This is a genomic window from Pseudomonas sp. Leaf58, assembly GCF_003627215.1.
Classification (GTDB): domain Bacteria; phylum Pseudomonadota; class Gammaproteobacteria; order Pseudomonadales; family Pseudomonadaceae; genus Aquipseudomonas.
This window is the reverse complement of sequence record NZ_CP032677.1, coordinates 975,781-995,351: the sequence shown is the minus strand read 5'-3', so window position 1 is coordinate 995,351 and position 19,571 is coordinate 975,781. Positions and strand designations below refer to the sequence as shown.

The 19,571-nt window shown below is 63.0% G+C and carries 17 protein-coding genes; 13 read left to right on the top strand and 4 right to left on the bottom strand.

The annotated features are described in order from the left end of the window. Positions 1-56 precede the first annotated feature (56 nt). The 9 genes from DV532_RS04660 to DV532_RS04620 all read left to right on the top strand — a co-directional run bounded on the left by DV532_RS04660 (position 57) and on the right by DV532_RS04620 (position 9,788). Positions 57-1,667 carry an ABC transporter substrate-binding protein gene (locus tag DV532_RS04660; protein ID WP_056795879.1) on the top strand — a complete coding sequence of 537 codons (1,611 nt, stop codon included), beginning with the start codon at positions 57-59 and terminating at the stop codon, positions 1,665-1,667. Positions 1,668-1,758: 91 nt separating this feature from the next. Continuing rightward, positions 1,759-2,769, top strand: coding sequence for an ABC transporter permease subunit (locus DV532_RS04655; RefSeq protein WP_056795876.1), 1,011 nt, complete (start codon positions 1,759-1,761; stop codon positions 2,767-2,769). A gap of 10 nt (positions 2,770-2,779) precedes the next feature. Beyond that, positions 2,780-3,706 carry an ABC transporter permease subunit gene (locus DV532_RS04650; RefSeq protein WP_056795873.1) on the top strand — a complete coding sequence of 309 codons (927 nt, stop codon included), beginning with the start codon at positions 2,780-2,782 and terminating at the stop codon, positions 3,704-3,706. A gap of 10 nt (positions 3,707-3,716) precedes the next feature. Then, on the top strand, positions 3,717-4,685 hold the full coding sequence (locus DV532_RS04645; RefSeq protein WP_056795870.1) for an ABC transporter ATP-binding protein: 969 nt from the start codon (positions 3,717-3,719) through the stop codon (positions 4,683-4,685). Beyond that, positions 4,685-5,653 carry a peptide ABC transporter ATP-binding protein gene (locus DV532_RS04640; RefSeq protein WP_056795868.1) on the top strand — a complete coding sequence of 323 codons (969 nt, stop codon included), beginning with the start codon at positions 4,685-4,687 and terminating at the stop codon, positions 5,651-5,653. Before DV532_RS04645 ends, DV532_RS04640 begins: the two co-directional genes overlap by 1 nt. A 349-nt stretch (positions 5,654-6,002) precedes the next feature. Then, entirely contained in the window at positions 6,003-6,812 is an 810-nt protein-coding gene (locus tag DV532_RS04635) for a nuclear transport factor 2 family protein (RefSeq protein ID WP_056795865.1), read from the top strand. A 64-nt stretch (positions 6,813-6,876) separates the two neighbouring features. After that, positions 6,877-8,283 (top strand): FAD-binding oxidoreductase, encoded by a 1,407-nt coding sequence (locus DV532_RS04630; RefSeq protein WP_056795863.1) that lies wholly within the window; start codon positions 6,877-6,879, stop codon positions 8,281-8,283. A gap of 32 nt (positions 8,284-8,315) precedes the next feature. Continuing rightward, a complete protein-coding gene (locus DV532_RS04625) occupies positions 8,316-8,657 on the top strand; it encodes a cupin domain-containing protein (protein ID WP_056795859.1) in 342 nt (113 codons plus the stop codon). A 51-nt stretch (positions 8,658-8,708) separates the two neighbouring features. Then, positions 8,709-9,788: a polyamine ABC transporter substrate-binding protein gene (locus DV532_RS04620; protein WP_056795856.1), complete on the top strand. Its 1,080-nt coding sequence runs from the start codon at positions 8,709-8,711 to the stop codon at positions 9,786-9,788. Positions 9,789-9,892: 104 nt separating this feature from the next. On the opposite strand, the gene DV532_RS04615 is transcribed toward DV532_RS04620, so the two are convergent. Beyond that, positions 9,893-11,476 (bottom strand): peptide chain release factor 3, encoded by a 1,584-nt coding sequence (locus tag DV532_RS04615; protein ID WP_056795853.1) that lies wholly within the window; start codon positions 11,474-11,476, stop codon positions 9,893-9,895. Between the two features lie 559 nt (positions 11,477-12,035). Between DV532_RS04615 and DV532_RS04610 the strand changes: the two genes are divergently transcribed. From DV532_RS04610 to DV532_RS04595, 4 genes are read left to right on the top strand one after another with little or no spacing between them, the layout of a single operon-like run. After that, positions 12,036-12,749: an ABC transporter permease gene (locus tag DV532_RS04610; protein WP_056795850.1), complete on the top strand. Its 714-nt coding sequence runs from the start codon at positions 12,036-12,038 to the stop codon at positions 12,747-12,749. Positions 12,750-12,762: 13 nt separating this feature from the next. Continuing rightward, positions 12,763-13,677, top strand: a complete 915-nt coding sequence (locus tag DV532_RS04605) for a glycine betaine ABC transporter substrate-binding protein (protein WP_056795848.1) — start codon at positions 12,763-12,765, stop codon at positions 13,675-13,677. Next, positions 13,674-14,327, top strand: a complete 654-nt coding sequence (locus DV532_RS04600; RefSeq protein ID WP_056795845.1) for an ABC transporter permease — start codon at positions 13,674-13,676, stop codon at positions 14,325-14,327. The genes DV532_RS04605 and DV532_RS04600 overlap by 4 nt, the downstream gene beginning before the upstream one ends. Next, positions 14,324-15,481, top strand: a complete 1,158-nt coding sequence (locus DV532_RS04595; RefSeq protein WP_056795844.1) for a betaine/proline/choline family ABC transporter ATP-binding protein — start codon at positions 14,324-14,326, stop codon at positions 15,479-15,481. Before DV532_RS04600 ends, DV532_RS04595 begins: the two co-directional genes overlap by 4 nt. 58 nt (positions 15,482-15,539) lie before the next feature. Here DV532_RS04595 and DV532_RS04590 read toward each other — a convergent pair whose 3' ends face one another. From DV532_RS04590 to DV532_RS04580, 3 genes are all read right to left on the bottom strand, one after another. Next, positions 15,540-17,969 carry a TonB-dependent siderophore receptor gene (locus DV532_RS04590; RefSeq protein WP_056795841.1) on the bottom strand — a complete coding sequence of 810 codons (2,430 nt, stop codon included), beginning with the start codon at positions 17,967-17,969 and terminating at the stop codon, positions 15,540-15,542. Between the two features lie 108 nt (positions 17,970-18,077). Further along, positions 18,078-19,040 carry a FecR family protein gene (locus DV532_RS04585; protein WP_056795839.1) on the bottom strand — a complete coding sequence of 321 codons (963 nt, stop codon included), beginning with the start codon at positions 19,038-19,040 and terminating at the stop codon, positions 18,078-18,080. 17 nt (positions 19,041-19,057) lie between these two features. Continuing rightward, positions 19,058-19,543 carry a sigma-70 family RNA polymerase sigma factor gene (locus DV532_RS04580; protein WP_056795836.1) on the bottom strand — a complete coding sequence of 162 codons (486 nt, stop codon included), beginning with the start codon at positions 19,541-19,543 and terminating at the stop codon, positions 19,058-19,060. Between the last annotated feature and the right edge of the window lie 28 nt (positions 19,544-19,571).

Below are 19,571 nucleotides of genomic sequence, written 5' to 3'. Positions count from 1 at the left end.
TCGCTACGGGCCGTGGCGGCTACGCTGGGTCAATGCAAGCAGGGAGACTTCCACCCATGCACAGAGCTTTCATCAAACGGCTACCGCTACGCCTGGCCCTGGCCGCGCTGGTGCTGGGCAGCGTCACGCAGCTAGCGGCCAAACCGCTGGTGGTGTGCACCGAAGCCAGCCCGGAAGGGTTCGACGTGGTGCAGTACACAACGGGGGTCACGTTTGATGCCACCTCCGAAACACTGTTCAACCGCCTGGTCGACTTCAAGCCCGGCACCACCGACATCCAGCCGGCACTGGCCGAAAGCTGGGACATCTCGCCAGACGGCCTGACCTACACCTTTCACCTGCGCAAGGGAGTGAAGTTCCACACCACCGACTATTTCAAGCCAACCCGCGACTTCAATGCTGACGACGTACTCTGGAGCCTGAACCGCCAGTTGGACCCGAACCACCCATGGCACGACAAGACCAGCGTCGGCTACCCGTACTTCGAAAGCATGGCCTTCAAGAGCCTACTCAAGAGCGTGGACAAAACCGACGACCATACGGTGGTCATCACCCTCACCCGCCCAGAAGCGCCGTTCCTGCGTGACATGGCCATGGGGTTCACTTCGATCTATTCCGCCGAATACGGCGACCAGTTGCTCAAGGCCGGCAAGACCGCAGAGCTGAACAACAAGCCGATCGGCACAGGTCCGTTCATCTTTCAGCGTTACAACAAGGACGCCCAGGTCCGCTTCAAGCCCAATCCGGACTACTTCCGTGGCAAGCCACCGGCCGACGCCCTGGTTTTCGCCATCGCCACCGACAGCAATGTGCGCCTGCAGAAGCTGCGCGCCAACGAGTGTCAGATCGCGCTTTACCCCAAGCCGGAAGACGTACCGTCGATCAAGGCTGACCCCAAACTCAAGGTGGCCGAGATCGAAGCACTGGTCACCGGCTACATCGCCATGAACACCCAGCACAAGTACCTGAACGATGTGCGCGTGCGCAAAGCCATCAACATGGCCTTCGACCGCCAAGCCCACGTTGACCAGTTATTTGGCAAAGGCAACGCACTGGTGGGCGTGAACCCCTACCCACCGACCATGATCGGCTACAACAGGAACAACCAGAACCCGCCGCGTGACCTCGACCAGGCGCGCGCCCTGCTGAAGGCGGCTGGCGTACCGGAGGGCACGGTCATCACCCTGTTCACCCGCAACGGTGGCGGCATGACCAACCCGAACCCGCGTCTGTCAGCCGAAATGCTGCAGGCCGACCTGAAGCAGATCGGCCTGAAGCTGGACATCCGCGTGATGGAATGGGCCGAAATGCTGCGCCGTGCCAAGAAAGGTGAAGCCGACCTGGTGTCTACCGGCTGGGCCGGCGACAACGGCGACCCGGATAACTTCCTGGGCCCGCTGCTCAGTTGCGAGGCCGCCACGAACGGCGAGAACTACGCCCGCTGGTGCAATTCTAAATTCCAGACGCTGATCACCCGCGCCCGCGAAGTGATCGACAACGATGAGCGTGCAAGGCTCTATAGCGAGGCATTGAAAGTGTACGATGACGACCAACCCTGGATCAGCATGGCCCACCCGAAGGTATTCGCGGTCATGCGTGACAACGTGGAGGGCTACGTCATCAGCCCTCTGACCAACAACAACTTCGCCACTACCCAGGTGAAGTAGAACAACAACGACCGCCGGCAACCCACACGGGGACCGGCGGCGCTGCCGCAGCGCGCTGCTTGCCGCGCGGCCTGATGAGGTAACCCCGACAATGTTGAGTTTTATTGCCCGGCGCCTTGGCCTGCTGATACCGACCTTCTTCGGTATCACCTTGCTGACCTTCGCGCTCATACGCCTGATCCCCGGCGACCCGGTGGAAGTGATGATGGGCGAGCGCAGGGTCGACCCCGAAATGCATGCCCAGGCCATGGAGCGCCTGGGCCTGAACAAGCCGCTGCCGGTCCAGTACCTGGACTATGTCGGCAAGTTGGCCCAAGGTGACCTCGGTGAATCGCTGCGCACCCGCGAGAGCGTGTGGAGCGAGTTCCTCACCCTGTTCCCGGCCACCCTCGAACTGGCCTTCGCCGCCCTGCTGTTCGCCGGCATCTTCGGCCTGTTGGCCGGGGTGATTGCCGCGCTCAAGCGCGGTTCGCTGTTCGACCACGGGGTGATGGGCATATCGCTGGCCGGCTACTCGATGCCGATCTTCTGGTGGGGCCTGATCCTGATCATGTTCTTCTCGGTAAGCCTGGGCTGGACCCCGGTGTCCGGGCGCATCGACCTGCTCTACGACATCGAACCGAAGACCGGCTTCATGCTCATCGACACCCTGCTCAGCGACGAACAAGGTGCGTTCAAGGATGCCGTGATGCACCTGATCCTGCCGTCCATCGTGCTGGGTACCATCCCCCTGGCGGTGATCGCCCGCATGACCCGTTCGTCAATGCTCGAAGTGCTGCGCGAGGACTACATCCGTACCGCCCGCGCCAAGGGCCTGTCACCGGCCCGGGTAGTGTTCGTGCATGGCCTGCGCAACGCGCTGATCCCGGTGCTGACCGTGTTCGGCCTGCAGGTCGGTACGTTGCTGGCCGGTGCGGTGCTGACTGAAACCATCTTCTCCTGGCCGGGCATCGGCAAGTGGCTGATCGAAGCCATCGGCGCCCGTGACTACCCCGTGGTCCAGAACGGCATCCTGTTAATTGCCTGCCTGGTGATCCTGGTCAACTTCGTCGTGGACATCCTCTACGGCCTGGCCAACCCACGCATCCGTCATCAGCGCTGAGGCCCCCGCCATGACTAGCCCGATTCCAAACTCCGTCACCCCGGCCAGCCCGGTGGACCAGAGCCTGCTCTACCCCTCACCGTACAAAGAATTCTGGCAGGCCTTCGCGCGTAACAAGGGCGCGGTAATGGGCCTGGCTTTCATGTGCCTGGTGGTGTTCTGCGCGCTGTTTGCGCCATGGGTCGCCCCGCACGATCCGAGCGAGCAATACCGCGACTTCCTGTTAACCCCACCGGTATGGCTGGAAGGCGGCAACTGGCAGTTCATCCTCGGCACCGACGAACTGGGCCGCGACCTGCTTTCGCGGTTGATCCAAGGCGCGCGCCTGTCGCTGCTGATTGGCCTGTCGTCGGTGGTAATGTCGCTGCTGCCGGGCATCCTGCTGGGCCTGCTGGCTGGCTTTTTCCCGCAGCTGCTCGGCCCGTCGATCATGCGCCTGATGGACGTGATGCTGGCCCTACCCTCACTGCTGTTGGCGGTGGCCATCGTCGCCATCCTTGGCCCTGGCCTGATCAACACGGTGATCGCCATCGCCATCGTGTCGTTGCCCTCCTACGTGCGCCTGACCCGTGCCGCGGTGATGGGCGAGCTGAACCGCGATTACGTGACCGCCGCACGCCTGGCCGGTGCCGGGCTGCCACGGCTGATGTTCGTCACCGTGCTGCCCAACTGCATGGCACCGTTGATCGTGCAGGCCACCCTCAGCTTCTCCTCGGCCATCCTCGACGCTGCCGCCCTAGGCTTCCTCGGCCTTGGCGTACAACCGCCTACCCCCGAGTGGGGCACCATGCTGGCTTCGGCCCGTGACTACATCGAGCGCGCCTGGTGGGTAGTCAGCCTGCCCGGCCTGACCATTCTGCTCAGTGTGCTGGCAATCAACCTGATGGGCGACGGCCTGCGCGATGCGCTGGACCCGAAACTCAAGAACGCCGCCTGAGGAGAACGCCATGTCACTGTTGCAGATCAACAACCTGAACGTGCGCTTCGGCGACGCCCATGCAGTACCGGTGGTCGATGGCCTGGACCTGGCCGTGGACGCCGGCGAAATCCTGGCCATCGTCGGCGAATCCGGCTCGGGCAAGTCGGTGACCATGATGGCCCTGATGGGCCTGATCGACGCCCCCGGGCGCATCACCGCCGACGCGCTTACCTTCGACGGCACCAATATGCTCAAGCTCAGCGGCCGTCAGCGGCGCAAGGTGGTGGGCAAGGACATCGCCATGGTCTTCCAAGACCCGATGACCGCGCTCAACCCCAGCTTCACCGTGGGCTACCAAATCGAGGAAGTGCTGCGCCAGCACCTGGGCCTGAAGGGCAAGGCCGCGCGCCAACGTGCCCTGGAGCTGCTGAAAAAAGTCGAGATCCCGGCAGCGGAAAGCCGCCTGGACGCCTACCCGCACCAGTTGTCCGGCGGCATGAGCCAGCGCGTGGCGATTGCCATGGCGATTGCTGGCGAGCCCAAGTTGCTGATCGCCGACGAACCGACCACCGCGCTGGACGTGACCATCCAGGCTCAGATCATGGAGCTGCTGGTCAACCTGCAGAAAGAGCGCAACATGGCACTCATCCTGATCACCCACGACTTGGCCGTGGTGGCCGAAACGGCCAAGCGGGTGTGCGTGATGTACGCCGGCCAAGCCGTCGAGGTGGGCCAGGTGCCGCAGCTGTTCGAGGTGCCCGCGCACCCTTACAGCGAAGCGCTGCTGGCGGCGATCCCCGAACACAGCATCGGCGCCGAGCGCCTGGCCACCCTGCCTGGCATAGTCCCCGGTCGCTACGACCGCCCCGTCGGTTGCCTGCTGTCACCGCGCTGCCCGTACGTGCAGGACAACTGCCGGCGCCAGCGCCCGCCCCTCGATCCTCAGGCCCATAGCCTGGTGCGTTGCTTCTACCCGTTGAACCAGGAGGTGGCGTGATGGCCGTCGTTCTATCCGCCCGGGAGCTGACCCGGCATTACGAAGTCTCCCGTGGGCTGTTCAAAGGCCACGCACTGGTTCGCGCGCTCAATGGTGTGTCGTTCGAACTGGAGGCCGGCAAGACCCTGGCCGTGGTCGGCGAGTCCGGCTGCGGCAAGTCGACCCTGGCCCGCGCCCTGACACTGATCGAAGAGCCGTCGTCCGGCTCGCTGCAAATCGCCGGCACCGAGGTGAAAGGCGCCAGCAAAGCCGAGCGCAAGCAACTGCGCCGCGACGTGCAGATGGTGTTTCAAAGCCCCTACGCCTCACTCAACCCGCGGCAGAAGATTGGTGACCAGTTGGCTGAGCCGCTGCTGATCAACACCTCACTGAGCAAGGCCGAGCGGCGCGAAAAAGTGCAGAAAATGATGGAGCAGGTTGGCCTGCGCCCCGAGCATTACCAGCGCTACCCGCACATGTTCTCCGGTGGCCAGCGCCAGCGTATCGCCCTGGCCCGGGCAATGATGCTACAGCCCAAGGTGCTGGTGGCGGACGAACCGACCTCGGCGCTGGACGTGTCGATCCAGGCCCAGGTGCTGAACCTGTTCATGGATTTGCAAAAGGAGTTCAACACCGCCTACGTGTTCATCTCGCACAACCTGGCGGTGGTGCGGCATGTGGCCGATCAGGTGCTGGTGATGTACCTGGGGCGGCCGGCGGAAATGGGGCCGAAGGGCGATATCTACGAAAAGCCGCTGCACCCATATACCCAGGCGCTGCTGTCGGCGACACCGGCGATTCATCCAGACCCGCTGAAACCGAAGATCCGCATCGTCGGGGAGCTGCCTAACCCGCTTAACCCGCCGGATGGGTGCGCGTTTCACAAGCGCTGCCCGTATGCCACTGAGCGTTGTGCGAAGGAGGTACCGGCGTTGCGACAGGTCAGTACCCGGCAGGTGGCTTGCCACTATGCCGAGCAGTTTCTCTAAATTGGTGTGAAATTCATCGCGGATAAATCCGCTCCTACAGCGCTACCTTTGTAGGAGCGGATTTAGCCGCGATGGGCCGCAAAGCGGCCCCAAAAAAATCTCAATGCATAAAGAACCAGATCAGGATGATCACCGGAATCGGCACCCCAATCATCCACAGCAATATCGAGCGCATGGCGTTTCTCCTTGTTCGATGGTGAACAAACCGCTGCACGCGTCATGCCATTGGTATCAAAAAATTACATTCATATGAATCAACGGCTTACCCCATAAACCGCTTGCCTAAACCGTGCAATTTGCCAGATTCTCGCCCTTGCACCTGGGTGTTCTGCAATGCACTATCAGGCGCATGACCGCCACCACCCTACCCGACGGCCCCGAGCAAACCCCGCTCACCGCCGACACCGTGCTGCGCTACCACCTGTGCTGGAAGCACCGCGACCTCGACGGCGTCATCGCGCTTTACCACCCCGACATCCAGTACCACGATTTCTTCCAGAACCGCGTGCTCCGCTACCAGGAACTGCGCGACTACGTGCGTGCCTGCCTGCCCCACGAAGCCGGCGAGGACATCGTCCACAGCGACCGTATCCGCGTCGATGGCTGCACCGCGTTCATCCAGTATCAAGTCACGGTGCAGGGTGGCGATGGCCTGGTGGCGTTCCAGTCCAGCGAGGCGATCACCGTCAAGGACGGCCTGATCTGGCGGGTCAACGAATATGCCACGCTGGTCCGCCAGCGCGGCAGCGGCCACGCCAGCACAGGCCCGCGCCCGGCCACCAGCCGCCTGGGCCTGTCGCCAAGGCAGCTGTCGACCATGGCCCAGGACCTGGAGCATTACTTCCAGCGCCAACGCCCGTACCTGGACCCGGAGCTGGACCTGCAACAGGTGGCCGACGCCAGCGGCTACAGCCGCAACCAGATCTCCTACCTGCTTAACCAGGTGCTCGGGCAAAGCTTCTACCGCTACGTCAACCAGGCGCGCCTGCAACACCTGATGGCCAGCCTCGACGACGACAGCGTCGCAGTACCGATCGACGACCTGGCATTCAACGCCGGTTTCAACTCACTGTCGGCGTTTTACAAGTGCTTCCGGGAACACACCGGGCTCACGCCCAAGGCGTACCTGAAGCAAATTTCCCTACGTGCACGCATGTAAGACAGCGGCCCGCCGCCCCCACTAGGATCGCCCACAGACCTTGACGGATGTGGAGCCGAACCCGATGCAACCCCTGCGCACGCTCAGCCTGTGGATGGACCAGCTAGACGAGCCACTGTGCGCCCGCCCGGCCCTGCGCGAAGACCTGGTAGCGGATGTGTGCATCATCGGCGCCGGCTACACCGGCCTGTGGACCGCTTACTACCTCAAGCGCCAAGCGCCGCAACTGACCATCGCGGTGATCGACGCCAACATCGCCGGCTTCGGCGCCTCGGGGCGCAACGGCGGCTGGCTGATGGGCAACCTGCTGGGCGAAGACCGCTTGCTCGCCACCCTGTCACCGCAACAGCGCCGCACCAGCATTGACCTGCTGCACGGTATTCCCGATGAAGTGCACAGCGTATTGCAGCGCGAAGGCATCGATTGCGACTACCGCAAGGGCGGCGTGCTGTACTGCGCCGCGCGTTACCCGGAACAGGAACGCAGCCTGCGCGCCTACCTCGACGGCCTGTACCGCCAAGGCATGACCGAGGATGACTACCGCTGGCTACGCCCCGAGCAGTTGGACGCCCAACTGCGGGTCAGCAACGCCTACGGCGCCATCTACAGCCCGCACACCGCGACCATTCAGCCGGCCAAGCTGGTGCGAGGCCTGGCCCGGGCGGTGCAAGCGTTGGGCGTAACGATCTACGAAAACACCCCGGCCATCGACTGGCAACCCGGTGAGGTGCGCACCCCGCTGGCACGCATTCGCTGCCAGTGGGTGGTGCCCGCCGTGGAAGGCTATGCCGCCAGCCTGCCACCGCTGGGCAAGCACCAGTTACCGGTGCAAAGCCTGCTGGTAGCCACCGAGCCGCTACCGGAAGCCACCTGGGCGCAGATCGGCCTGAGCCAAGGCCAGGCGTTCAGCGAAAGCAGCCGCCAGGTCACCTACGGCCAGCGCACCGCTGACAACCGCCTGGTATTCGGCGCCCGCGGTGGCTACCGCTTCGGCGGCCGCCTGCGCGAAAACTTCAACCTTGACCCACACGAAATCGAACTGCGCCGCTACTTGTTCGGTGAGCTATTCCCACAGCTGAAGCACGCCCGCATCACGCACACCTGGGGCGGCAACCTGGGCATGGCGCGGCGCTTCCACCCACACATGCTCTGCGACCGCCAGCGCGGTATCGCCCTGGCCGGCGGTTACGGCGGTGAAGGCGTCGGTGCCACCAACCTGGGCGGGCGCACCCTGGCGGCGCTGATCCTCAACCAGCACAACCAACTGACCGCGCAACCTTGGGTGCTCGACAACCGCCCGGTCTCGAGCCTGGCCAGTTGGCCGCCCGAGCCCTGCCGCTGGCTGGGCTACAACGCGATCATCCAGAGCTTCGTCCACGAGGACCAAACCCTCGCCAACCCCGCCAGCGCGCCCTGGAGGCGGCGCCTGGCCAGCTCGCTTGCGGACTTCATGGAAGGCTTCATGCACTGACTTCCCACTCACCGACACAGGATTTACCGGTCATGAGCATTACCCAGTTCAAGAACACCGACAGCGCCGTGCTCGACAGCTCCAACCCGGTCGCGGTACCGCTCGGAGCCCCCGTGGCGTTGACCTCGGTCACCTGCGTGGAACGCAGCGACGGCGTCGAAACCGGCATCTGGGAGTGCACCCCCGGGCGCTGGCGGCGGCAGATCGTGCAGCAGGAGTTCTGCCATTTCATCAAGGGCCGCTGCACCTTCACCCCCGACGGTGGCGAAACCCTGGTCATAGAAGCCGGAGACGCATTGATGCTACCGGCCAATAGCACCGGCACCTGGGACATCCAGGAGACCGTGCGCAAGACCTACGTACTCATCTTCTGATCCGCTGATCGCCTGCCTTCGATAACAACAGACAAAGCAAGGTATCCCGATATGCGCACGCTCCTGTTCGCCCCCCTGCTGCTGGCCGCCAGCGTGGCCAGCGCCGCCGAAACGGTGAAGATCTACAACTGGTCCAGCTACGTCGCCCCCGACACGCTGAAGAACTTCCAGCAAGCCAGCGGCATCGTGCCCACCTACGACGTATACGACAGTAACGAAACCCTCGACGGCAAGCTGATGACCGGCAACTCAGGCTACGACGTGGTGTTCCCCTCCAACCACTTCATGGCCCGGCAGATCCAGGGCAAGGCCCTCAAACGCCTGGACAAGTCGCAGCTGCCCAATTGGCAAAACCTCAACCCGGTGCTACTCAAGGCGCTAGAGGTGAACGACCCGGGCAACCAGTACGGCTTCCCGTACCTGTGGGGTAGCACCGGCATCGGCTACAACATCGACAAGGTCAAGGCGGTGCTCGGCGAAAATGCGCCACTGGACTCGTGGGACCTGATCTTCAAGCCCGAATACATGAGCAAGCTGAAAAGCTGCGGCGTCGCAGTGCTGGACAACGGCCCCGAACTGCTGCCGATCGCCCTGCATTACCTCGGCCTGCCGCACCACAGCCAGAACCCGGCGGATTACGACAAGGCCAAGGCGTTGCTGATGCAGGTGCGCCCGTACATCAGCTACTTCCACTCATCGAAGTACACCGGCGACCTGGCCAATGGCGATATCTGCGTGGTGGTGGGCTTCTCGGGGGATGTGCTGCAGGCGAAAAACCGCGCCGAAGAGGCGAACAACGGGGTGAAAGTGGGCTATTCGATACCCAAGGAGGGCGCGCCGATGTGGTTTGACATGGTCGCCATGCCAGCCGATGCGCCGGATGAAAAGGCCGGGTATGCCTACATGAACTATCTGCTGCAACCGGAAGTGATGGCCAACATCAGCAACCATGTGCAGTACGCCAACGGCAACCTCAAGGCGGACGGGCTGGTGGAGCCGGCGATGAAGGGGAATACGATGATTTACCCGAGCGCGGACGTGATGGGCAAGCTGTATGCGCTGGAGGCGATGCCGGCCAAGATCGACCGCATCAGGACCCGGGTCTGGACCAGTATCAAGGCAGGCAACTGACCTTCGTCAGTTGCAAAGCCTCAAGCTGCAAGCGGCAAGAAAAAAGCGGGCCAATTCGGGCCCGCTTTTTCTTATAGCTTGCCGCTTGAAACTTGCCGCGGCTCTTAGTGGTGCTCGCGGGTAGCGCGGAACTTGATGTCCGGCCAACGCTCTTCCATCAGCGCCAGGTTGACCCGGGTCGGCGCCAGGTAGGTCAGGTGCCCACCGCCGTCAATGGCCAGGTTTTCCATGGCCTTGTTCTGGAATTCCTCGAGCTTCTTCTTGTCGTCACAGCCGATCCAGCGCGCCGACCATACGGTGATTGGCTCGTAGGCGCACTCGACCTTGTACTCTTCCTTCAGGCGGCTGGCGACCACGTCGAACTGCAGCACACCGACCGCACCGAGGATGATGTCGTTGCTTCGCTCAGGGAAGAACACCTGGGTCGCACCCTCTTCAGCCAGCTGCTGCAGGCCCTGGCGCAGTTGCTTGGATTTCAGCGGGTCCTTCAGGCGCACGCGGCGGAACAGCTCTGGGGCGAAGTGCGGGATACCGGTGAAGCCCAGCGCCTCGCCTTCGGTGAAGGTGTCGCCAATCTGGATGGTGCCGTGGTTGTGCAGGCCGATGATGTCGCCGGCATAGGCCTCTTCCAGCTGCTCACGCTCGGAAGAGAAGAAGGTCAGCGCATCGCCGATGCGCAAGTCCTTGTTGATACGCACATGGCGCATCTTCATGCCCTTTTCGTACTTGCCCGAGCAGATACGCATGAAGGCGATGCGGTCGCGGTGTTTCGGGTCCATGTTCGCCTGGATCTTGAACACGAAACCGGTGAACTTCTCTTCCACGGGCTCCACGGTACGCTCGTGGGCAACACGGCCCAGCGGGCGCGGCGCCCAGTCGACCACCGCATCGAGCACATGGTCGACACCGAAGTTGCCCAGCGCGGTACCGAAGAACACCGGGGTCAGTTGACCGTTGATGAACTCTTCCTGGTTGAACTCGTGGCAGGCACCCTGCACCAGCTCCAGCTGGTCAACGAACGAATCGTACTGGTCGCCCAGGTGCGCGCGGGCCTCGTCCGAGTCCAGGTTCTGGATGATCTTGGCTTCGGTGCGTTCGTGGCCATGGCCCGGGGTGTACACCACGATGTAGTCACCGGTCAGGTGGTACACGCCCTTGAAGTCGCGGTAGCAACCGATCGGCCAGGTGATCGGCGCGGCCTTGATCTTCAGCACAGCTTCGATCTCGTCCAACAGCTCGATGGGGTCGCGGATGTCCCGGTCGAGTTTGTTGATGAAGCTGACGATTGGCGTGTCGCGCAGGCGGCACACGTCCATCAGGGCGATGGTACGTGGCTCTACACCTTTACCGCCGTCGAGCACCATCAGCGCCGAGTCCACCGCGGTCAGGGTGCGGTAGGTGTCTTCCGAGAAGTCTTCGTGGCCGGGGGTGTCGAGCAGGTTGATCATGTGCTCGCGGTACGGGAACTGCATCACCGAGGTGGTGATGGAGATGCCGCGCTGCTTCTCCATTTCCATCCAGTCGGAGGTGGCGTGGCGGTCGGACTTGCGCGACTTCACGGTACCGGCGACGGCAATGGCCTTGCCCATCAGCAGCAGCTTTTCGGTGATGGTGGTCTTACCGGCGTCGGGGTGGGAAATAATTGCGAAAGTGCGGCGCTTCGCGACTTCGGCGGCCTGGTTGGTCATGGGAAATCGCCTGACTGGGGGATTTAAAAAGGGGCGATATCATACCTGAAGTTGGGCCTGGACCAAAATCGGCTGAATGAGTGGTTGCAGGTCCGGCCTCTTCGCGGGCAAGCCTGCTCCTACAGGCACTGCACACGGTTTCAGGGCAATGAAGATCCCTGTAGGAGCGGGTTCACCCGCGAAAGGGCTGGCCCAGGCACTACAAAATTTTCAGGCAATCGATTTATCACGACAACAGGCCGCATGGCAGTTATTTCAACGCCTACAGCGCACTTACCCGCTATTTTATCTCGCCATCATTACAGCCAACCAGTGATTAGCGCTGGCCAAATGCCGCTTCAGGTGGGAACCTTTACACCCACGGAGACGTCCACTCCCCTGCAACCCGCTTCGGTTGGGGGCTGGTTTCATCAGCATTTTCGGGCCCGACGGGGTTCGGCTCATGGCCTGATCGCAGCCTTCGGCGTGCGTCACGCTGCTACTCGCGAACACACCAGCCGCCGCCAGGATTGGCCGGCTCTCAAGCAGTGTGCTCGCCGACTACACAAGGAGTCCGCCTGTGGCTAAACGCTACGGTAAAGGGCTGTTGGGATGCGCCACCGTGCTCGTCATCCTGGCCCTGCTGGTCCACTGGATCGGCATCGACACGATCGCCCGCTATCGCGACGATCTTGGGTTCTACCTGCAAGCGCACCTGGTGCTGGTGCTGGCTTCGATGGCGGCGGCGTTGGCCGTGGGCATACCTGCCGGCATTGCGCTCAGTCGACCGCACCGGGTCGACAAAGCCGAGCGCTTCATGCAGCTGTTCAACGTTGGCAACACCATCCCTCCCCTGGCCGTTCTGGCCATCGCGCTCAGTATCCTGGGCATCGGCGCCGGGCCTGCGATCTTCGCGCTGTTCCTCGCCTCCCTTCTGCCCATCGTGCGCAACACCTACGAGGGCCTGAAGAACGTCCCCGCCTCACTCAAGGAAGCCGCAACCGGCATCGGCATGACCCCGCGCCAACAGCTGTGGCAAGTGGAGTTGCCCAACGCGGTGCCAATCATTGTCGGCGGCGTACGGGTGGCGCTGGCGCTGAACGTGGGCACCGCACCGCTGGCCTTCCTGATCGGCGCCAACAGCCTGGGCAGCCTGATCTTCCCCGGCATTGCCCTGAACAACCAGCCACAGCTGTTGCTGGGGGCCGCCTGCACCGCACTGCTAGCACTGGTGCTGGACGCCGCCGTGAGTTTTACCAGCAAGCGCTGGTTGGAACGTGGCCTGGCCCAATAAGGATAGGGAACGTATGAACAAGACAATCGCCTTGCTGCTGGGCGCGGCCCTGCTGTTCGCAGGATTCACCCAAGCAGCGGAAAAACCACTGGTGCGCATCGGCGCGCGGGTGTTCACCGAGCAAACCGTGCTCGCCGAAATCACTGCGCAATACCTACGCGCCAACGGCTTCGACGTGCGCGTCACCAGCGGCCTGGGCAGCAACATCGCGCGCCAGGCTCAGGAAACCGGCCAGCTCGACCTGATGTGGGAATACACCGGCGTGTCACTGGTGTCGTACAACCACATCGACGAGCGCATGCCCAGTGCCGAAGCCACCTATGCACGGGTGAAGGCACTGGACGCGAAAAAAGACCTGGTCTGGCTGACCCCGTCGAATTTCAGCAACACCTACGCACTGGGCCTGCCCAAGCAAGTGGCCGCGGCCTACCCGCAGGTCAACACCATCAGTGACCTCAACCGGGTATTGCGTGATGAGCGCCAGCGTAGCCACCTGGTGGCGCTGGATACCGAGTTCGCCAACCGCCCTGACGGCCTGGTTGGCCTGCGCGAGATGTACGGCCTGCCGCTGGACCGGCGCAACATCCGCCAGATGGACAGCGGGCTGGTGTACACCGCCATGCGCAACAACCAGGTGTTCGCCGGCCTGGTGTACACCACCGACGGGCGCCTGAACGCCTTCGACCTCAAGCTGCTGGAGGACGACAAGCACTATTTCCCTGACTACACCGCCGCACCAGTGGTGCGCAAGGCCGTGCTCGACGCCAACCCGCAGCTGGCCGGCCTGCTCAAGCCGCTGGCCGAACAGCTGGATGACCAAACCATGCGCCGGCTCAATGCCAAGGTTGACGTCGAACACCAGAACCCGACCGCAGTGGCCGCCGCGTTCCTGCGCGAGCACCCACTGCACAGCGAGGTACAGCCATGAGCCTGCTCGACACGTTCGCCCACCTCGACTGGGCCCAGGTGCTGCAACTGACTTGGCAGCACATCATGCTGGTAGGCGTTGCCGTCAGCCTGGCAATCCTGGTTGGGGTACCGCTGGGTATCCTGATGACCCGTTTCCAGGCGTTGGCCGGCCCGCTGCAAGCCAGCGCCACCGTGCTGCTGACCATTCCGTCGATTGCCCTGTTTGGCCTGCTGCTGCCGTTCTACTCCAAATTTGGCCAGGGCCTGGGGCCACTGCCGGCGATCACCGCCGTGTTCCTGTATTCGCTGCTGCCGATCATGCGCAACACCTACCTGGCCCTGACCAACGTCGAGCCCGGCATTCGTGAAGCCGCACGCGGCATCGGCATGACCTTCGGCCAGCGCCTGCGCATGGTCGAGTTGCCCATCGCGGTACCGGTAATCCTCGCTGGGGTGCGCACCGCCGTGGTCATGAACATCGGCGTCATGACCATCGCCGCCACTATCGGTGCCGGCGGCCTCGGCGTACTCATCCTTACCTCCATCAGCCGCAGCGACATGTCGATGCTGCTGGTCGGCGCAGTGCTGGTCAGCTTGCTGGCGATCATCGCCGACCTGCTTCTGCAAACCTTGCAACGTGCCCTGACTCCAGAAGGACTGCGCTCATGATCGAACTGAACAACCTCAGCAAAACCTTCAACGTCAACGGCAAGGACGTCAAAGCCGTCGACGCGGTAAGCCTCACCGTCAACGAAGGGGAAATCTGCGTGTTCCTCGGCCCTTCGGGCTGCGGCAAGAGCACCACGCTGAAAATGATCAACCGCCTGATCACGCCCACCTCTGGCCAGGTGTTCATCAATGGCGCAGACACCACTGGGCTGGACGAAGTGACCCTGCGCCGGCACATCGGCTATGTGATCCAGCAAATTGGCCTGTTCCCCAACATGACCATCGAGGAGAACATCACCGTGGTCCCGCGCCTGCTCGGCTGGGACAAGCACAAGTGCCATGAACGCGCCCGCGAACTGATGCACATGATCAAGCTGGAGCCCAAGCAGTACCTGCAGCGCTACCCACGCGAGCTGTCTGGGGGCCAGCAGCAGCGCATTGGGGTGATCCGCGCCTTGGCAGCAGAAGCGCCGGTGCTGTTGATGGACGAACCGTTCGGCGCGGTCGACCCGATCAACCGCGAGATGATCCAGAACGAGTTCTTCGAGATGCAGCGGGCCTTGAACAAAACCGTGATCATGGTCAGCCACGACATCGACGAAGCGATCAAGCTGGCTGACAAGATTGCCATCTTCCGCGCCGGCAAGCTGCTGCAACTGGACCACCCGGACACCTTGCTGGCGCACCCGGCGGATGAGTTCGTAAGCAATTTCGTCGGCCAGGACAGCACCCTCAAGCGCCTGTTGCTGGTGCGTGCCGAAGATGCGGCGGACAACGCGCCGTCGGTAAGCCCGCAAACGCCAGTAAGCGATGCGCTGGAGTTGCTCGACGAGCACGACCGCCGCTATGTGGTGGTGACCGATACGCAGAACAAGGCGCTGGGTTATGTACGCCGGCGCGACATGCACCGCCAGCAAGGTACCTGTGGCGACTTCCTGAGGCCGTTCAATGCCACGGCATCGCACGATGAGCATTTGCGCATCCTGCTGTCACGCATGTACGAGTTCAACCGCGCGTGGTTGCCGGTGCTGGATGCCGAGCAGGTGTTTCTGGGTGAGGTGACGCAGGAATCGATTGCGGCCTACCTGAGCTCGGGGCGTTCGCGGGGGGCCAAGACCAGCATCGTTTCGCCGGCTGAGGCGGTGACTGCATAACTGCCGGGGCAATTCGCGCCCCTTCGCGGGCAAGCCCGCGAAGAGGGCTACGCAAATGTCAGAACCCTACACTGGCCTGCACATAGAACGTCCGCGGCTCACCCACATAGATGCCGGCGTTGTTGTCGCTGGAGCGGGTGAAGTACTGCTTGTCGAACAGGTTCTTCACCCCCGCCGCCAGTTTCAGGTTGGACAACTGCGGCCCGAACTCATACCCACCACGTGCATGCCAAGTCACGTAACCCGGTATGTCGCCGTACTGCCCATCGGCACTTGGCTCGGTGATGTAGTCACCATTGAAGCTGCCATCGGCGTTAATCCCGGTACCCGGCGCGCGCTGCTTGGATTGGGCATAGGCATCCAGGTTCCAGGTCCAGCGGTTGACCGTATAGCGCACCCCCGCAGTAGCCACTTGCCGTGAATAGAACGGCAGGTCACGGCCCTTGAAGCCAGGAATGTCCCCTTCATAAGTAGCGCGGGTATAGGTGTAGCCACCGTTCACCGACAGCCCGTCCAGGCGCGGGTCCAGCCCGGCCAGATCGTAGCGCACCGAGGCCTCGATACCTTGGTGCTTGGTCGCGCCGAGGTTGGTCCAGCCCACATCGTTGCTGATGTACTGCAACTCGTCATCAAAGTCGATGTAGAACGCCGTCAGCTCACCGGCAAAACCGCCGTTGTCGTAGCGCGTGCCAACCTCGTAGGTCTTGGCCTTTTCCGGTTCCAAGCCATTGGCCGTGCTGTTGCCAGTACCACCCTGGCCCAACTGGAAGTACTGCAGGCTGCCGAACGAGGTCTCGTAATTGGCGAACACCTTCCACGCATCGGAGAGGTGATACATCACGCTCAACGCCGGCAGCGGTTCGTTGCTGGTAATGCTGCGTTTTTTCTCCGCTACCGGCTGGCCGTTAGCGCCAATCACCGGGCGGTCGCGCCAATCGGTATTGATGTGCTCGAAACGGATGCCCGGGGTGATGGTCCAGTTACCCACGTCGATTTTGTCGTCGATGTAGTAGGCGCTGGCTTCGGTACCACCGCTGCGGTCCTGAAACACATGGCCGTCGGAGGTCGGGGTGGGCGTCGGCACGTTGTCGACCAGCGCCAAGCGGGTCGACTGCTCACGCATCGCTTCCTTCAAGTAGCGGTAACCGACACTGACTTCCTGAGTGGTCGGGCCGGCGAAGAAGATGCGCGACAGCCGTGGTTCGATGGCGAAGGTGTGGTAGTTGCGCGGGTATGACGACAGGGTCTTCATGTCGCGCGCGGCAATGGCACTGCCACGGAAGCTGTCGGTGTAGTAAGTGAGCACTTCAAACTGGGTGGCGTCGTCGATCTGCCGTTGCCACTTGAACGACACGTCTTTGCGCCGGCCGGCAAAGTAGTCGTAGTCGCGCAACGACTGGTACGGGTTGCTGTCGTACTGGGCCTGGGTCAGGCCGCCGGGCATGTCGGCGCGGCCATCATAGTAGTGGAAGTTGAGCCAGAACTCGTCGACGTCGGTCGGCGCCCAGTGGGTTTTGAGGATCACGTCGTCGATGTCATTGCCGTTGTTGCTTTCGCGGTAGCCGTTGCCATTCACCCCGGTGTACAGCAGCGCCACACCCATGCCGTTGTCCGCCGTGCCGCCGACGAAGGCCGACTCGGTGTGCTTCCAGCCGCCGCGCTGAGAGGTCTCCAGGGTGGTGGACAGTTCGGCCGAGGCCTTTTCCGGGATCGCCCGGGTAACGAAGTTGATCACCCCGCCGACGTTCTGCGGGCCATAGCGCACAGAACCAGCGCCACGCACCACGTCGATGCTGTCGAGGTTGCCCGAGGAAATCGGCGCCATCGACAGCTGCGGCTGGCCATACGGCGCGAAAGCGGCTGGGATGCCATCGATCAGTACCGTGGAGCGTGGCGACAGGCGCGAGGTTAGGCCGCGCACGCCGACGTTCAGCGACAGGTCACTGCCGCCGGTGCCGTTGGAATCCTGCACCTGCACACCGGGGATGCCGCGCAGCACATCGCGTACGTTCATTGCGCCCTTCTCCACCATCGCCTCGCGGCGCACCACGGTGCGCGCGCCGGGGTGGTTCTGCACCACGCTCTGCTGGGCATCGCCCAGCCAGTCACCAACCACCTTGATGTCGGTAGGCGCCAGCTCGAGGCTGCCGGTGGTGAGGGTGCCATCGGCCGGGGCCGGTTTGATTACCACGGTGCCCTGGGACATCTCGTAGGTCAGACCGCTGCCTTGCAGCAACTGTTGCAGTGCCTGCTCGGGCGCCAGCTGGCCGGCCACCGCCGGAGCCTGCTTGCCGGCCACCAGTTCGGGGCTGAAGAACAGCTGCAGGTTGGCCTGCTGGCTAAGCTGGTTCAGCGCCGAAGCCAGCGGCTGAGCCTGGATTTGGACGGTATTGGCGGCCTCTGCGGCCTGGCTTGTGCCGGCCACGGCACTGACCGCTAGGGCCAGCGCCAGGGTGCGCAAGCGTGGGAAGGGCTTGTTGTTGTTCACGTCGTCGAAACATCCTGGAATACGGAATAAACGCCAATCGCATGCAAATGGAAATGCTTGGCAGTTGCAGCTGGCGGAGAAGACGAACGAGCGGAAAAAAACCTGAATCTATTTCGCGATTATTTCGCGGGAGCCGTCTTCATGAGCCTTGATGGCCACCGGCAGGATGCTCGGCAAGGCGCGCAGCAGGGCGTCGGTATCGCCGGTGCTGAAGGTGCTGGACAGGCGCATCTGGGCCACTTTGCCAGGGGCGACCCGCAATGGCTGGCCGCGGTAACGGGACGCTTCGGCGACCACCTCGGCGAGGGTGGCGTTGTCGAACACCAGCTTGCCCTGGCGCCAGGCGGTCAAGGCAGCGGCATTCACCGCATAGGGCGCAGACACCCGGCCTTGTGCATCGATATGCGAGCCCTGGCCAGTCGTCAGCTGCGCCAACGAAGCGTCCTTGCCCTGCACCCGTACCGAGCCCTGCTCTACCGCCACACGGGTGCTGGCCGGGTCAAGGCGTACGTCGAAGCGGGTACCGGTAACGGTGACGCTGCCTTGCGCGGTGTCGACCACGAACGGCCTGCTGCTGTCATGGGCGACGGTGAACATCACCTCACCCGCGCGCAGGCGGATACGCCGCTGGCCGGCGCTGAAGTCAACCTGCACTTGCGTACCACCGTTGAGCTCTAACTGCGAGCCATCCGGTAGCTCGACTTGGCGGCGTTCATCGAAAGCTGTCTGCAAATTGCCTTGGTGATTCAGCGACTGATAATGCCAGCCGGCCCAGCCCAGGCCCAACGCCATTACCATCACACTGGCGGCCAGGGCCCGGTGCAGGAAGCGTCGACGCGGCAACTGGCGCATCGGTGCCGGGTGACACAGCGCTTCCAAGCGCTGGCGCGGGATGAAGGCGGCGGCCTGCCACAAGCGCGCGAGTGTTTCGTACTCTTCCCGGTGCCGCGCATCGCCTTCCAGCCAAGCACGCAACTGCGTCTGTAGCCCGGCATCTCGAGGCGCATCCTGCACGCGGGCAAACCATGCGGCCGCCTGCTCGCGGACGGTGTCGGTACCGTGCTGATTCATCGAAAAGGTCTCCTGACTCATTCTGCCGACACATCCAAGTGCTCACGCAGATGCCGGAGCGTGCGGATCATATACTTTTCCACCATGTTCTTGCTCAACCCCATGCGCTCGGCGATCTCGGCCTGGGTCAGGCCTTCAAGCTTCTGCCAGATGAACACCTGGCGGCAGTTGAGCGGCAACTCGGCCAGCGCTCGCTCGACGCTGTCGGCCAACTCCAGAGCATGCACGTAGGCCTCCGGGTCACTGCCGGCCACACCTTGCTCGAATGCTTCCAGTTCAAAGGCCTGGCGTCGGTCTTCGCGGCGAAAACCGTCCACGGCAATGTTGCGCGCGGTCTGGTGCAAGTAGGCCCGCGGCTGCGTGACCTGCCCGCGTGGGTTTTCCAACACCCGGACAAAGGCATCGTGGGTGAGGTCCTCGGCCTGCTGTCGACTGCGCAGCTTGCGCGTCCAGGTGCCGATCAGCTCATGGTAGTGGTCAAGGAAGCCTTTGTGTCCAGCCACGGTCAGGGGTCATCAGGGAGGCCAATAA